Source organism: Kitasatospora sp. MAA19 (assembly GCF_029894125.1).
Classification (GTDB): Bacteria; Actinomycetota; Actinomycetes; order Streptomycetales; family Streptomycetaceae; genus Kitasatospora.
Window position 1 is genome coordinate 99,606 of record NZ_JARXYZ010000011.1, and the last position, 12,755, is coordinate 112,360.

Consider the following 12,755-nt stretch of genomic DNA (forward strand, 5'->3'; position numbering starts at 1 on the left):
CGGGCCCGAACCCCGACCCGACCGGCGCCCTCAGCGGGCGGCCTGCGCCAGGCCGAGCGCGTACGGCAGCCAGAACTCGCCGGCCCGGGGCTCGCCGCGCCCGCACTCGCCGTCCGACTCCCCCGGGTTCTTGATCCACAGGTAGGCGTCGACCCCCGGCCGACCGGTGTCGGCGGTCGGCCGCTCGCCGAGCGCACGCCCGGGCGGGTTGCACCAGGCGTCGCCGCCCAGCGGGCCGTTGCCGTTGCGGCTGGTGTCGATGACGAAGTGCTTCCCGCCCAGGGCGGCCGAGAGCCGGCCCCCGTAGGCCGCGTTCCGGTCGGTGTCGTAGAAGTTGGCGACGTTCACCGCGAAGCCATCCGCCGCCGCGATCCCGGACTTGCGCAGCGCGGTGGACAGTTCGGCCGGGTCCTGTGCCCAGCCGGGGTTGCCCGCGTCCAGGTAGACCCGCACCTGCGGACGCTTCTTCAACTCCTGGACGGCGAAGGCCAGCAGGCCGTAGCGCTCGGCGGCCAGGTCGCCCTTGATCCCGCAGGTGTCCAGGGTGTGGGCGACGGCGTCCGGTTCCAGCACCACCCAGGCCCTGCGGTCGCCGAGAGCCTCCGCGACGCCGCTGATCCAGGCCCGGTAGGACGCGGCGTCGGCGGCGCCGCCGGCCGAGTAGAGGCCGCAGTCGCGGTGCGGGATGTTGTAGGCGACGAAGACCGCCGTCCGGTCCGCCTCGGCGGCCCGGCGGCTGACCTGCTCGGCGATCTCCTTGGCGCCCTGCTCGCCGAGCCACTGCGAGGAGGGCTGGGCGGCGATCCGCAGCAGCGTGTCGGCCTCCGCCGGCCGGCCCTGGCCGCGCAGCGCGGCGACCTGCCGGGCGGCGTTGGTCTGGTCGGAGACGTAGAAGGCCTGGCCGGAAAGCTGGGCGAGGCCTGCGGGGCCGGTGGCCCGGCCAGGGGTGGCGACGTCGGGCGCAGCGGCCGGTGCGGTGCCACCACGGCCGCCGGAAGATCCGCCGGAGGATCCCCCGTTCGAGCCGCCGTTAGAGCCGCTGCAGCCGGTGGCCCCCGCCAACAGCACGACCAGGGCCGCCCCCACGGCCCGTCGGATTGCCACGATCCGTCCCACCCGGCGCACGTACCGCCCCTCCCCCAGAACCGGTCCGGCGACCGGTCGGCACCAGCTAAGCACACCGGGAACCGGCCGGCCGCGACGGGCGGTGAACGGAAGGCGGCCGTGAGCGGGCGGTCCGGGCGACCCCGCCCGCCCGGACCGCCCGTCACTCGACCACCCCCCAGGCGCTCAACCCACGTCACTCAGCCCCCGGCGCTCAGCCCTGCTTCAGGTTCGGCACCTGCCAGTCGATCGACTCGCCGCCGAAGCCGTCCAGCGCCGTGTTGATCTGCGAGAACGGACGGCTGCCGAAGAACAGCTTGGCGGACAGCGGCGACGGGTGCGCCCCCTGCACGACCACGTGCTTGGACGTGTCGATCAGCGGCAGCTTCTTCTTCGCGTAGTTGCCCCACAGCACGAAGACCACCGGCTCCTCGCGCTCGCTCACCGCCTTGATCACCGCGTCGGTGAACTTCTCCCAGCCCTTCGCCTTGTGCGAGTTGGCCTCGTGCGCGCGCACCGTGAGCACCGCGTTGAGCAGCAGGACGCCCTGCTCGGCCCAGTGCATCAGATAGCCGTTGTCCGGGGCGGGGATGCCGAGGTCGGCGTCCAGCTCCTTGAAGATGTTGCGCAGCGAGGGCGGCGTCCTGGTGCCGGGCAGCACCGAGAAGCTCATGCCGTGGGCCTGGCCGTCGTCGTGGTACGGGTCCTGGCCGAGGACGAGCACCCGGACCTTCTCGTACGGCGTGGCCTCCAGTGCGGCGAACTCCTGGCCGCTCGGCGGGAACACCTGGTGCTGCGCGCGCTCGGCCGCCACGAAGGCCGCCAGCTCGGCGAAGTACGGCTTCTCCGTCTCGGCGCCCAGCACGGCGCGCCAGGACTCGGGCAGCTCCAGCCCGCCGCCTTCGCCAGCCTCGACCGCGCCCGCCTCGACCGTGTCCGTCACGACATCTACCTCCCACACCGCGGCTGTTGTGCCGCACGCCCTCTTTCACCCCGAACGCTACACAGCCCCACTGACACCTCACTCCGCCGGAGCGCGGGCAGGCCCGGAGGAAGCGGAAGAAGGGGACGGAGCGGAAGGGGAGTTCGCGGCGGTCGCCCGCTCCACCCGGAGGTGCTCCACCACGTTGAGGGCCACCAGCAGCACCGCCAGCGTCACGAGCACCGCCAGCGCCGGCAGCCGTACCATCGCCGGCGCCAGCCCCAGCACGACCACCGCCGCGCCGACCCGGGTCGTCGCGACCTTGCGGAACATCATCCAGCGGGTGTACCCGAAGGTCAGCAGGTACAGCCCGCACCCGCCGTACAGCAGCGCCACCGACCCCGGGCCGAGCGCCTGCCACGGGTCCGCGACCGTCTCCCCGAAGCCGACCGCCACCCCGATCACCCCGGCGGCCAGCGCCAGATGCCCGTACTGGAAGATCCGGCGGATGACGTCCCGCCGGGAGTCGGCGACCACCACGGCGTACCGCATCGCGTCCGCCGCGTACACGAAGTACTGCCACCACAGGCCCGCCGAAATGGTGAACGCGGCGGCCACGGCGGCGAGTTCGGCGGCGTCCAGCCGCGCACCGGCCGCCGTCCCGCCGATCCCGACGATCGACTCGCCGAGCGCCACCAGCAGGAACAGCGCGAACCGCTCCGGCATGTGCGAGGGGTGGTACGCCACCGCGGCCAGCCGCCGCCGGAACACCAGCGGCGCGGCCAGGTCGCAGAGCGCGGCCGCCGCCCACAGCGCCAGCCGCGGCCCGTCCGGCAGCAGCCCGCCCGCGACCAGCAGCGGCCCGCTGACCAGCACGCCGGCGCCGTACGGACCGCGCCAGACGCCCGGGACGCGGATCAGCAGGAGCAGCAGCACCAGCCGGGCCAGCCAGTACGCGGCGCCGAGCAGCACGCCCCGCCCGCCGTACGCGCCCGGGACGGCGAGCGCCATGAACAGGCCGGCCAGCCCGACCGCCAGGATGCCGAGGCGGTCCCGCAGGTTGTCCACGTCCCGGATGTTGGCCTGCACGGTGGTGCCCACCCAGCACCAGTACACCGGCACGAACACCACCAGCGCCCGGACGAGCCCGGTGGCGTCGTGGTGGTGGTGCAGCAGGCCCGAGACCTGGGTGATCGCGAAGACGAAGACCAGGTCGAAGTAGAGCTCGGCCCAGGTGACCCGCTTCTCCTCGGCGCCCTCGGCGCCCGCCCCCGCCGTGTCCTCGACGGCCCATCCCTCGTCGATGCCCGAGGCGCCCTCGGTGTCCCCCGTCGCACGCATGGCGCCGTTGCCCCCCACAGTCCCCACAGTCCCCACCGGTACGAAACGGGCCCCGCCCCGGCGACCGGCCGGAACGGGGCCCACGACAGCACCGCAGAGGCTAGACCAGCTCGACCAGGTCCGCGATCGACTTGACCACCCGGGTCGGCCGGTACGGGAAGCGCTCGACGTCGTCGGCGGCGGTCAGGCCGGTGAGGACCAGGATGGTCTCCATGCCGGCCTCCATGCCCGCGACGATGTCGGTGTCCATCCGGTCGCCGATCATCACGGCGGTCTCGGAGTGGGCCCCGGCGGTGTTCAGCGCCTCCCGCATCATCAGCGGGTTGGGCTTGCCGACGAAGTAGGGCTCGACGCCGGTCGCCTTGGTGATCAGGGCCGCGACCGAGCCGGTGGCCGGCAGCACGCCCTCGGTGGACGGGCCGGTCTCGTCCGGGTTGGTGCAGATGAACCGGGCGCCCTGGTTGATCAGGCGGATCGCCTTGGTGAGCGCCTCGAAGCTGTAGGTACGGGTCTCGCCGAGGACGACGTAGTCCGGGTTGTTGTCGGTCAGCACGTAACCGGCCTGGTACAGCGCGGTGGTGAGCCCCGCCTCGCCGATCACGTACGCGGTGCCGCCCGGGCGCTGGCCCTGGAGGAACTTGGCGGTGGCCAGGGCGGAGGTCCAGATGCAGTCCTCGGGCACCTCCAGTCCCATGCCGGCCAGGCGGGCGCTGAGGTCGCGCGGGGTGTAGATGGAGTTGTTGGTGAGAACCAGGAACGGCTTGCCGGACTCCCGCAGCCTGCGCAGGAACTCCTTCGCGCCGGGGATCGGCGTGCCCTCGTGGATGAGGACGCCGTCCATGTCGGTCAGCCAGGACTCGATGGGCTTGCGGTCTGCCACGTGCGTGTCTCCCGAAGTGTTGCAACGTCTTGCGATGGCCCTGACGCGGCACAGCCTAATCCGCACGTCTGCCCGACGGCAGCGCGTCCCGCCCACCGGAACACCACCACGGGACCACCGCGGCACCACCGCCCGCTGGGCCGTCCCCCCAGGCCCTGCCCCCCGATACCGGGAGCAACCGGGCGCCGCGTGATTGAGTGAGCGCATGAGCCCCGAGACCTCCCGCCCGTTCCGCGTCGGCCTGATCGGCTACGGCCTGGCCGGCTCCGCATTCCACGCCCCGCTCATCGCCGCCACGCCCGGGCTGCGCCTGGACGCCGTGGTCACCGCCAATCCCGAGCGCCGCGAGCAGCTGAGCCGCGAACACCCCGGCGCCCGCGCCGTCGACACCCCGGAGCAGCTGCTCGCCGACCCGGACGCGCTCGACCTGGTCGTCATCGCCTCGCCCAACCGCACCCACGCCCCGCTCGCCCACGCCGCCCTGCGCGCCGGGCTGGCCACCGTCGTCGACAAGCCGCTGGCCGGCACCGCCGCCGAGGCGCTGGAGCTGTGCCGGCTCGCCGAGGCCCGGGGCACCCTGCTCTCCGTCTTCCAGAACCGGCGCTGGGACGGGGACTTCCTGACCGCCGCCCGGCTGGTCCGGGGCGGCGCGCTCGGCCGGGTGCACCGCTTCGAGTCCCGCTTCGAGCGGTTCCGCCCCAAGCCCAAGCCCGGCTGGCGCGAGCTCGCCGACCCCGCCGAGGTCGGCGGGACGCTGTACGACCTGGGCAGCCACCTGGTCGACCAGGCGCTGACCCTGTTCGGCCCGGTGGAGACGGTCTACGCGGAGATCGACGTGCGCCGGGACGGTGCGGTCGTCGACGACGACGCGTTCCTCGCCCTCACCCACGCCTCCGGCACCCGCTCGCACCTGTGGACCAGCGCCATCACCCCGCTGATCGGCCCCCGACTGCGGGTGCTCGGCGACACCGCCGGGTACGTCAAGCCCGGCATGGACCCGCAGGAGGCGGACCTGCGCGCCGGACGCCGCCCGGACGGCGCGCACCCGTGGGGCGCCGACCAGCCCTCGCGCTACGGCACCCTGGGCACCGACGAGTCCGCGATCGAACTCCCCACCGACCCGGGCGACTACCCCGCCTACTACGCCGGCATCGCCGCCGCCCTGGCCTCCCCCGGCACCCCGCCCCCGGTCGACCCGCGCGACGCGGTGGCCACCCTCACCGTGCTGGAGGCCGCCCGCGCCTCCGCCGCCACGGGCACGACGGTCCGCCTGGACTGAGCGCCGGACCCGAAGCGCCCGACGGGCCCGCCGTCCCCTCGACCTCGGCTTCTCGGACCGGGAGTCGAGGGGCGGCGGCCGTCAGACTCCGATGATCTCCACCGCCGAGCCCAGGCCCCGGAAGTCCGCGACGTTGCGGGTGTACAGCGGCAGGCCGTGGGCCGAGGCGACGGCGGCGATCATCAGGTCGATCCGGCGCGGGCGCGGCTGCCGGCCCGCGGCGATGGTGAGGGTGACCAGCGTCCCGTAGCGGGCGGCGGCGGCCGCGTCGAACGGCAGCGGGTCGAAGTCGGCCATCGCCGCGCCCAGCACCTCCAGCCGGGCCGCCCGGCTGACCGCGTCGCGGGCCATCGACACGCCCTGCTGCAGTTCCGCGAAGGTGATCGCGGTCAGCTCCGGGACGGCCGGCAGGTCCGCCGGGGAGAGCAGCGCCAGATCGATGTAGACACAGGTGTCGAGCACCCCGGCCGGCCGCCGCCGGGGCGCCCGTCTGCGCTCAGCCACGCCGCCGCTCGAACGGGTCGTCGTCCTCGTCGCCCACCAGTTCCTCGGGGCCGAAGTACTCCTCGGCCTCCTTGCGCATCTCCTGGTAGTCCACCCGCGGCAGCTTCACGTGCCGCGCCACCAGTTCCTCCGCCGTGAGTCGCCGCCGCCCGGACACCGGGCGCAGCTCCGCGACCTCGACCCCGTTCCTGGTGATGTGGAAGGTCTCGCCGGCCTCCACCGCGTCCATCACCGCGGCGGAGTTGTTCCGGAACTCCCGCTGGGTAATCGTCTTCACGCTTCCACGGTAGCCCCGCGTAGCACCCGTGGCTACACCTCCCGCAGCCGCCCGGGCATCGCCTCGCGCCCGCCCCCGCGTCCCCCTCGCACCGGCCTCCGTGTCCCCCTCGCGTCCCCCCGGTCGTAACCCTGTGAAAACGCCTCCGCGCCCCGGCGGGTCCGCTAGGTTCGGGGGCCATCGTTCGTACAGAGGGGGGCTCTGTCGTGACCGACACGAGCGAGCAGAAGCAGAACCCCTGGCTCTACGGCCAGGACGACCCGCCGACGGCCGGACCGCTCTCCCCGGCCCCGACCGCAGGTCCCTGGGCGGGCGGGGCCACCACGGGCAGCCCCGTCCACGTGGAACCGGTCGCACTCCAGCGGGCTGCCGGGGCATCCCGCCGCCTGCGCGGCGACCTGAAGCACTTAGTCGGCCGGGCCGGGCCGGACACGGACGCGGCGGTCCACGCCCTGGACGACGGGTGGAGCAGTGGGCACGCCCTGGCGCAGGCGCTCACCTGGTGGAAGGCCCGCTGGACGAGCTTCGACCACCGGCTGGGCCTGGCCGCCGACCGCCTGGACGCCACCGCTCGCGCCCACGGCACCCCCGAGGTCCCCGACGTCCCCGCCGACTCCGACATCCCCGCCGACTCCACCGCCTCCACCGCCTGCGCCGCCGATCCCGGCAAGGCACCGTGAGCCATGGTGACCTTCGCCCAGCTCCGCCGCTCCTCCTTCGAAGCCCTCGACCGGGCCGGCGACACCTGGAACGGCGTGTCCGGCCACATGGAACACGTCAGCGCCCGAATGCGGGCCGACGTCATCCGGACACTGACCGGCGACCCCGACTCCGCCCCGCCGGGCGGCAGCCGACCGTGGAGCGGCGCGGCCGCCGACGAGGCGGTGCGGGAGATCGGTCTCCTCGCCGACGAACTGCGCGCCTTCCACTACGAGGCGCTGGCCGTCTCCGCGGCCCTGCACCGGGCCGGGTCGGCCTTCACCGAGGCCGGCCGGCGGCTCCTGCGGGCGATCGGCGACGCCGAGGCCCTGGGCGCGACCGTGGCCGAGGACGGCACGGTCACCCTCCCCGGCCTGCCGCCCGCTGCGCGCCACGACCCGGCGGCCGTCGCCCGCCACCGGCGGACGCGGGACGAACTCCGGCGGCACGTCGCGATCATGGAGGACGCCGTGTCCGCCGCCACCGAGGCCGACACCGCCGCAGCCGCCGCCCTGCACGCGCTCAACCCCGCGAAGGTCGCGGGCGCCGAGGTCGCCCCCGATGAAGGCGGACCCGGCGCACCGGACCGGACGGAGAGCGTCGGAGCGCAGGCCCGGAGGAATTCCCGTCCGGGCGGGAACTCGACGGGCACGGCGATCGTCCTCAACGTCTGAAGTCCGTGGGTCCGTGGCACCGAAGGGGGAGCAGCGTATGGCCGTCGTCACGATGCTGCTCGGCCTGCTCCGGGTGCTGACCGGCGAGTTGATGACCGAGGGCGGGACGTTCGCCTCGGTGGCGGCGGTCGCCGCCGTGGCGCTGGTGGCCGGTGCCGTCGCGGGCACGCTGGCCGGGGCGCGGCTGCCGGGGGCGCGGGCGCCCGCGGCGGTGCGCAGCGGGGTGTTGCGGCGGCGTGCGTTCGGTACGGCGTTCCTGCCGCAGCGTGATCCGGACGCCCGGGGCCGGCGACGCCCGAGGGCACCGGGTGCGGCCCTGGCGGCCGCGTAGTTTCGTCCTCTTCCGCCGTTTCCCGCGGCCGTCCTCCGCCGATCACTCATGTACCGAGACCCCGGAGGGCTCGCTTCACCATGTCTGTTCTCGCTGTTCTCGACCCTGCCGTCGCCGTTGCCCATACCGCCGTCACCGCGCTGGCCCACGTGCTGCCGACGGCGCTGGCGATCGTCCTGTTCACCGTCGCCGTCCGACTGGCGCTGCATCCGCTGGCGCGGGCGGCGGCGCGCGGGGAGAAGGCGCGGGCCCGGCTGGCGCCGAGGGTCGCCGAGTTGAACAAGAAGTACAAGAACCGCCCGGAGAAGCTGCGGGAGGCGCTGGCCGAGTTGTACCGGGAGGAGCAGGCCTCACCGTTCGCGGGGTGTCTGCCGATGCTGCTGCAGCTTCCGTTCTTCTCGGTGATGTACCGCCTGTTCACCACCCCGAACGACCTGCAGGACCACACCCTGTTCGGCGTGCCGCTCGGCCTGCACGTGGGGAGCGCGCACGGCGCGGGCCAGCTGGCGGTGTTCGGCCTGCTGTACGCCGCGCTGGCGGCGGTCGGGTACGTCAACTTCCGTCGGGCCAGGCGGGCGACGGCCGCGCAGGCGACCCCTCAGCCGGGGGCGGGGCTGCTGCCGTACCTGTCGTTCGGGTCGGTGCTGTTCGCGGCGCTGGTGCCGGTGGCCGCCGCGCTCTACGTGGTGACGACGAGCGTGTGGTCGACCACGGAGCGGGCGTGGCTGCACCGGGGTGGCACCCCGGCGCCGGCGGCGGCGCTCGTGCTGTGAGCGCCGCCGTCGACATCGCGGCCGACGCCGCCGCCGTCCGTCAGAAGTGCCGCAGCAGTTCGGGGAAGGTCGCCAGCCGCAGGGTCGCCTCGTCGGGGCCGAGGTCCGCGTGCTCCAGGACCCAGGTGTGCTCGTGCGGGATGAAGACCGTGCGCAGGCCGGCCTGGCGGGCGGGGGCGATGTCGGACTTGGGCGAGTTGCCGATCATCCAGGTGCGGTCGGGGTCGAGGCGGAGGTCGGCGGTGAGCCGCCGGTAGGTCTCCGCCGACTTCTCGGCCACGATGTGGACGCCCTGGAAGTGGTGGTCGATCGTGGAGGCCGTCACCTTCCGCTGCTGCTCGTCGAGGTCGCCCTTGGTGAGCAGCAGCAGGTGGTGGCGCCCGGCGAGCGTGGCGAGGGTGTCGGCGACGCCGGGGATCAGCTCGATCCCGCGGCCGGTGAGCGGGGCGAGGAGTTCCTCGATCCGGGCCTCCTCGGCCGGGGTGGGGGTGCGGTCGTCGTTCAGCCGCCGCAGGCAGTCGGCGAGGCTCTGCCGGAAGACGGCGGCGCCGTAGCCGAGGGCGGCGGAGTTGGCGGCTTCGATCCCGTCGAGGAGGGTCCTGGTGCGGTCCCGCTCGGCCGGGGTGGAGACCCAGTCCAGGAAGCCGTCGATGACGCGCTCGAAGAGGACGTTGTTCTCCCAGAGCGTGTCGTCGGCGTCGAAGATGAGGGTCTGGTCGGTGTGCATCCGGGTGTTCTCCAGGGGGTCCACTGGTCAGGCGGGAAGGGCGTCGAGCAGGCGGCCGGCCCGGTCGAGGGTCTCGCGGAGGTTGTCCTCGGTGGTCCGCTGCCGGGCCTCGGCGATGGTGAGCCACTCCAGCGGGGCGGCGGGGTTCTCCGGCCGGGCCTGCTCCGGGGTGTCGGTGGCGAGCAGGAAGCGCAGGTCGGCGTGTTCGTGGGCCGGTTCGACGGGCGAGGCCGGGACGGGGACGACGGCGAGGTGGACGAGGGCGGCGTCGGGCCACGGGGTGAGGTCGGTGATCCCGGTCTCCTCCAGGCCTTCGCGCAGCGCGATGTCCAGCGGCCGGGTCTCCCCCGGGTCGCCGTGTCCGCCGACCTGGAGCCAGGCCTGTTGGCGGACGTGCCAGCGCAGCAGCACGCGCCGGGTCGGCGGGTGGACGATCAGCGCGGAGGCGGTGAAGTGCAGCGGGGTCGTCCGGTCCCAGACATCGGCGGCTCCGGCTGCGGCTCCGGCGGCGGCTCCGGCTCCGGCTCCGACGACGGCTCCGGCGGCGACCCCGGCGGCGGCCTCGGCGAGGTGGCGGGCGCGCTCGTGGTCGGCGGTCTCCGTCGGGCCCTGCGGTCGGTGCCGGGCCAGTAGTTCGGTCAGGCCCGGACTCTGTGCCGCGCCGCCCGTGGTCACCATGATCAGCACTCCTCGTTCCGCTCCGGACCACGTCAACCGGCTTGCGGGGGCGGGTGATCGGGGCCGGGGCCTCGGGTTCCGGCGAACCCGCGCAGCCTAGCCCGGGGGCGGTTCGGCGGCCCACCGGTTTTCGACCCGGTGGGCCGTGGTCCTCACCCCTGCGGGCGGTGGCAACCGGCCGGTCGGGGCGGGGTCCGGGAGGCCGTAGCCTGAGGTGATCGTTTCGGGACAGGTGGAGGGATGTCGTCATGGTGGCTGCTCCGGCACTCGCGGAGCTGCGCGAGGTGTGCCAGCCGCAGGCCAAGCTGCAGAGCCGCAACGGTGAGCACTGGGCGGGGCGGCTGTACATGCGCCGCATCTCGCTGCGCACGACCCGGCAGTTGGTGCGGACGTCGGTCTCGCCGAACACCCTCACCTGGGTCATGGTGGTGTGCGGGGTCGGCGGCGGGGCGGCCCTGCTGATCCCGGGCCTGACGGGTGCGGTACTGGCGGTGGTGCTGTTCCAGCTGTTCCTGCTCTTCGACTGTGTCGACGGTGAAGTGGCGCGCTGGAAGCGGCAGTTCAGCATGGCCGGGGTGTACGTGGACCGGCTCGGCGCCTATCTGGCGGACGCGGCGCTGATGATCGGCGCGGGCGTGCGGGCGGCCCGGGGCGGGTCGGAGCTGTGGGTGTCGGTGGGCCTGGCGGCCGCGCTGGGCGTGGTGCTGCTCAAGGCCTCGACGGACCTGGTGGACGTGGCCCGGGCCCGCAGCGGGCAGCCGCCGGCGGACGAGGAGTCCACCCAGCCGCGCTCGCAGGGCATCGCGACCGCGCGACGGTTCGCCTCCGTGTTCAAGATCCACCGGGTGACGAACGGCATCGAGGCCTCCCTGGTGCTGCTGGCGGCGGCCGCGGTGGACGCGGCGCTCGGCAACCTGGACGCGACGCGGGCGGCGGTCGCGGGGATCGCGGTGATCACCTGGGGCATGGTGGTGGCGCACCTGGCGTCGATCCTGTCCTCCTCGCGCCTGCGCTGACGGCGCCTGCGCCGGCTGCGCCCGCCCATCCGTCGCGCGGCCGCCCGCCGTTCGACCCGCTAGGGCCTGTCCGGCCCTAGAGCCCCTGCCCGTCCTCGGCGACGGCAGGGGCTTGCGCGTGGGCGGCCAGGACGGTGTCGAGCAGGCCGGGGAAGCGCTGCTCCAGGTCGACGGTGCGCAGCGCGGTGAGCCGGCGGTTGGCCTCCTCGCGCTGGCGGATCAGGCCGGACTCGCGCAGCACCTTGAAGTGGTGGCTGAGGGTGGAGGGGGCGACGTCCACGGGAAAGGTGCCGCAGGCCCGTTCGGGTTCGGCGCGCAGGGTCCGCACGATGGTCATCCGGGTGGGGTCGGAGAGCGCGTGCAGGACGTCGAACAGGTCGATCTCCTCGGTCGCGGGGTGGGCGAGCGCCGGTCGGCGCCGGGTGCTGCGGGGCATGGTCCGACCTCCCTGGTCTGCGATGTTCGACAATCATCGAAACTGCGTGGTACCACTGGTCCCACGTCAATTTCGTTGTTCGTCGAACATCGTAGCCGAGGGGGCCCGACATGCGCGCACTGGTGATGACCGCACCCGGTGGAGCCGAGAACACGGAGATCCGGGAGGTCGAGGCGCCGCGCCCCGGCCCCGGCCAGGTGGCGGTCGACGTCGCCTACGCCGGACTGAACTTCGTCGATGTGATGGGCCGCCGGGGCGACGCCGGGTACGTCGCCGCCTGGCCGTACCGGCCGGGCAAGGAGGTGGCCGGCACCGTCCGGGCGGTCGGCGAGGGCGTCACCGGGCTGGCGCCGGGCGACCGGGTGGTCGCCGCACCCACCGGCGGCGGCCTGGCCGAGGTGGTGCTCGCCGAGGCCGCGCTCACCGTGCCCGTCCCGGACGGACTGGCGCTGCGCGAGGCCGCCGCCGCCCCGCTCGGGCTGGCCACCGCGATCCTGCTGCTCACCGACGCGGGCCGCTTCACCGCCGGGGACACCGTCCTGGTGCACTCGGCCGGCGGCGGGATCGGCAACGCGGTCGCCCAACTGGTCCCGCTGCTCGGCGGCGGCCGGCTGATCGGCACGGTGGGCCGCCCGGAGAAGGCCGCGGCCGCCGTCGCCACCGGCTACGACCACGCCTTCGCCCGCGACGAGGGCCTGCGCGACGCCGTCCGGGCCGCCACCGACGGCCGGGGCGTCGACCTCGTCCTCGACCCGCTCGGCACCGACGAGCTGGAACTCGACCTGGACCTGGCCGCGCCCGGCGGCCGGATCGTCCTGTTCGGCAACGCGGGCGGCGGCGCCGTCACCGACCTGCCCCCGCTCGGCCGGCTGATGGCGGGCAACCTCACCGTCACCGGCTTCAGCCACCGGGCCCTGGCCGCCACGGCCCCCGCCCGGCTGGGGCGGGCGATCGGCCGCGTCCTCGACCTGATGGCCGGCGGCGGGCTCGCCCTGCCGGTCACCGAACTGCCCGACCTGGCCGCCGTCCCCGCCGCCCACGACGCCATGGCGGAGGGCCGCGCCACCGGCAAGTACGTGGCACGCGTGGCGGGTTGATCCGGGTCGGGCCGCCG

General features: G+C 74.5%; 16 protein-coding genes. 7 read left to right on the forward strand and 9 right to left on the reverse strand.

Translation table 11 applies throughout. The annotated features are described in order from the left end of the window. Positions 1–30 precede the first annotated feature (30 nt). From P3T27_RS18810 to P3T27_RS18825, 4 genes are all read right to left on the reverse strand, one after another. The gene (locus P3T27_RS18810; RefSeq protein ID WP_280679927.1) at positions 31–1,104 is read right to left on the reverse strand and encodes a glycoside hydrolase family 6 protein; all 1,074 of its coding nucleotides are present in this window, start codon (positions 1,102–1,104) and stop codon (positions 31–33) included. A gap of 214 nt (positions 1,105–1,318) precedes the next feature. Then, on the reverse strand, positions 1,319–2,047 hold the full coding sequence (locus tag P3T27_RS18815) for a uracil-DNA glycosylase (RefSeq protein ID WP_280679929.1): 729 nt from the start codon (positions 2,045–2,047) through the stop codon (positions 1,319–1,321). A 78-nt stretch (positions 2,048–2,125) separates the two neighbouring features. Then, on the reverse strand, positions 2,126–3,367 hold the full coding sequence (locus P3T27_RS18820) for a low temperature requirement protein A (RefSeq protein WP_280679931.1): 1,242 nt from the start codon (positions 3,365–3,367) through the stop codon (positions 2,126–2,128). Between the two features lie 100 nt (positions 3,368–3,467). Next, positions 3,468–4,247, reverse strand: coding sequence for an HAD-IIA family hydrolase (locus P3T27_RS18825; RefSeq protein WP_280679933.1), 780 nt, complete (start codon positions 4,245–4,247; stop codon positions 3,468–3,470). A gap of 205 nt (positions 4,248–4,452) precedes the next feature. Here P3T27_RS18825 and P3T27_RS18830 point away from each other — a divergent pair, with 205 nt between their 5' ends. Then, entirely contained in the window at positions 4,453–5,526 is a 1,074-nt protein-coding gene (locus tag P3T27_RS18830) for a Gfo/Idh/MocA family oxidoreductase (RefSeq protein ID WP_280679935.1), read from the forward strand. An 81-nt stretch (positions 5,527–5,607) separates the two neighbouring features. On the opposite strand, the gene P3T27_RS18835 is transcribed toward P3T27_RS18830, so the two are convergent. Together P3T27_RS18835 and P3T27_RS18840 are read right to left on the reverse strand one after the other, a co-directional pair. After that, positions 5,608–6,030, reverse strand: a complete 423-nt coding sequence (locus P3T27_RS18835; protein ID WP_280679936.1) for a type II toxin-antitoxin system VapC family toxin — start codon at positions 6,028–6,030, stop codon at positions 5,608–5,610. Continuing rightward, a complete protein-coding gene (locus P3T27_RS18840) occupies positions 6,023–6,307 on the reverse strand; it encodes a type II toxin-antitoxin system prevent-host-death family antitoxin (protein WP_280679938.1) in 285 nt (94 codons plus the stop codon). Before P3T27_RS18840 ends, P3T27_RS18835 begins: the two co-directional genes overlap by 8 nt. Positions 6,308–6,513: 206 nt before the next feature. Between P3T27_RS18840 and P3T27_RS18845 the strand changes: the two genes are divergently transcribed. The 4 genes from P3T27_RS18845 to P3T27_RS18860 all read left to right on the forward strand — a co-directional run bounded on the left by P3T27_RS18845 (position 6,514) and on the right by P3T27_RS18860 (position 8,784). Next, on the forward strand, positions 6,514–6,987 hold the full coding sequence (locus P3T27_RS18845; protein WP_280679940.1) for a hypothetical protein: 474 nt from the start codon (positions 6,514–6,516) through the stop codon (positions 6,985–6,987). Between the two features lie 3 nt (positions 6,988–6,990). Next, positions 6,991–7,680, forward strand: a complete 690-nt coding sequence (locus tag P3T27_RS18850) for a hypothetical protein (RefSeq protein ID WP_280679942.1) — start codon at positions 6,991–6,993, stop codon at positions 7,678–7,680. A gap of 37 nt (positions 7,681–7,717) precedes the next feature. After that, entirely contained in the window at positions 7,718–8,011 is a 294-nt protein-coding gene (locus P3T27_RS18855) for a DUF6412 domain-containing protein (RefSeq protein WP_280679943.1), read from the forward strand. Between the two features lie 80 nt (positions 8,012–8,091). After that, the gene (locus tag P3T27_RS18860) at positions 8,092–8,784 is read left to right on the forward strand and encodes a YidC/Oxa1 family membrane protein insertase (protein WP_280679945.1); all 693 of its coding nucleotides are present in this window, start codon (positions 8,092–8,094) and stop codon (positions 8,782–8,784) included. A gap of 40 nt (positions 8,785–8,824) precedes the next feature. Here the strand turns inward: P3T27_RS18860 and P3T27_RS18865 are convergent, their stop codons facing one another. Both P3T27_RS18865 and P3T27_RS18870 read right to left on the reverse strand, forming a co-directional pair. Next, complete coding sequence (locus P3T27_RS18865) at positions 8,825–9,511, reverse strand: HAD family hydrolase (RefSeq protein WP_280679947.1); 687 nt, start codon at positions 9,509–9,511, stop codon at positions 8,825–8,827. A 27-nt stretch (positions 9,512–9,538) separates the two neighbouring features. Beyond that, positions 9,539–10,189 carry an NUDIX domain-containing protein gene (locus tag P3T27_RS18870; protein ID WP_280679948.1) on the reverse strand — a complete coding sequence of 217 codons (651 nt, stop codon included), beginning with the start codon at positions 10,187–10,189 and terminating at the stop codon, positions 9,539–9,541. Positions 10,190–10,437: 248 nt separating this feature from the next. Between P3T27_RS18870 and P3T27_RS18875 the strand changes: the two genes are divergently transcribed. Further along, on the forward strand, positions 10,438–11,205 hold the full coding sequence (locus tag P3T27_RS18875) for a CDP-alcohol phosphatidyltransferase family protein (RefSeq protein WP_280679950.1): 768 nt from the start codon (positions 10,438–10,440) through the stop codon (positions 11,203–11,205). 76 nt (positions 11,206–11,281) lie between these two features. Here P3T27_RS18875 and P3T27_RS18880 read toward each other — a convergent pair whose 3' ends face one another. Next, a complete protein-coding gene (locus P3T27_RS18880; RefSeq protein ID WP_280679951.1) occupies positions 11,282–11,641 on the reverse strand; it encodes a helix-turn-helix domain-containing protein in 360 nt (119 codons plus the stop codon). A gap of 110 nt (positions 11,642–11,751) precedes the next feature. Between P3T27_RS18880 and P3T27_RS18885 the strand changes: the two genes are divergently transcribed. Continuing rightward, positions 11,752–12,738, forward strand: a complete 987-nt coding sequence (locus P3T27_RS18885; protein WP_280679953.1) for a zinc-binding dehydrogenase — start codon at positions 11,752–11,754, stop codon at positions 12,736–12,738. The last annotated feature ends 17 nt before the right edge of the window (positions 12,739–12,755 follow it).

What these genes read in the sequence shown, in the direction of transcription:
- P3T27_RS18820 (WP_280679931.1), bottom strand. Translation starts at nt 3,367, where the DNA reads ATGCGTGCGACGGGGGACACCGAGGGCGCCTCGGGCATCGACGAGGGA.
- P3T27_RS18830 (WP_280679935.1), top strand. Translation starts at nt 4,453, where the DNA reads ATGAGCCCCGAGACCTCCCGCCCGTTCCGCGTCGGCCTGATCGGCTAC.
- P3T27_RS18865 (WP_280679947.1), bottom strand. Translation starts at nt 9,511, where the DNA reads ATGCACACCGACCAGACCCTCATCTTCGACGCCGACGACACGCTCTGG.
- P3T27_RS18880 (WP_280679951.1), bottom strand. Translation starts at nt 11,641, where the DNA reads ATGCCCCGCAGCACCCGGCGCCGACCGGCGCTCGCCCACCCCGCGACC.
- P3T27_RS18885 (WP_280679953.1), top strand. Translation starts at nt 11,752, where the DNA reads ATGCGCGCACTGGTGATGACCGCACCCGGTGGAGCCGAGAACACGGAG.
- P3T27_RS18855 (WP_280679943.1), top strand. Translation starts at nt 7,718, where the DNA reads ATGGCCGTCGTCACGATGCTGCTCGGCCTGCTCCGGGTGCTGACCGGC.
- P3T27_RS18870 (WP_280679948.1), bottom strand. Translation starts at nt 10,189, where the DNA reads ATGGTGACCACGGGCGGCGCGGCACAGAGTCCGGGCCTGACCGAACTA.
- P3T27_RS18850 (WP_280679942.1), top strand. Translation starts at nt 6,991, where the DNA reads ATGGTGACCTTCGCCCAGCTCCGCCGCTCCTCCTTCGAAGCCCTCGAC.
- P3T27_RS18875 (WP_280679950.1), top strand. Translation starts at nt 10,438, where the DNA reads ATGGTGGCTGCTCCGGCACTCGCGGAGCTGCGCGAGGTGTGCCAGCCG.
- P3T27_RS18860 (WP_280679945.1), top strand. Translation starts at nt 8,092, where the DNA reads ATGTCTGTTCTCGCTGTTCTCGACCCTGCCGTCGCCGTTGCCCATACC.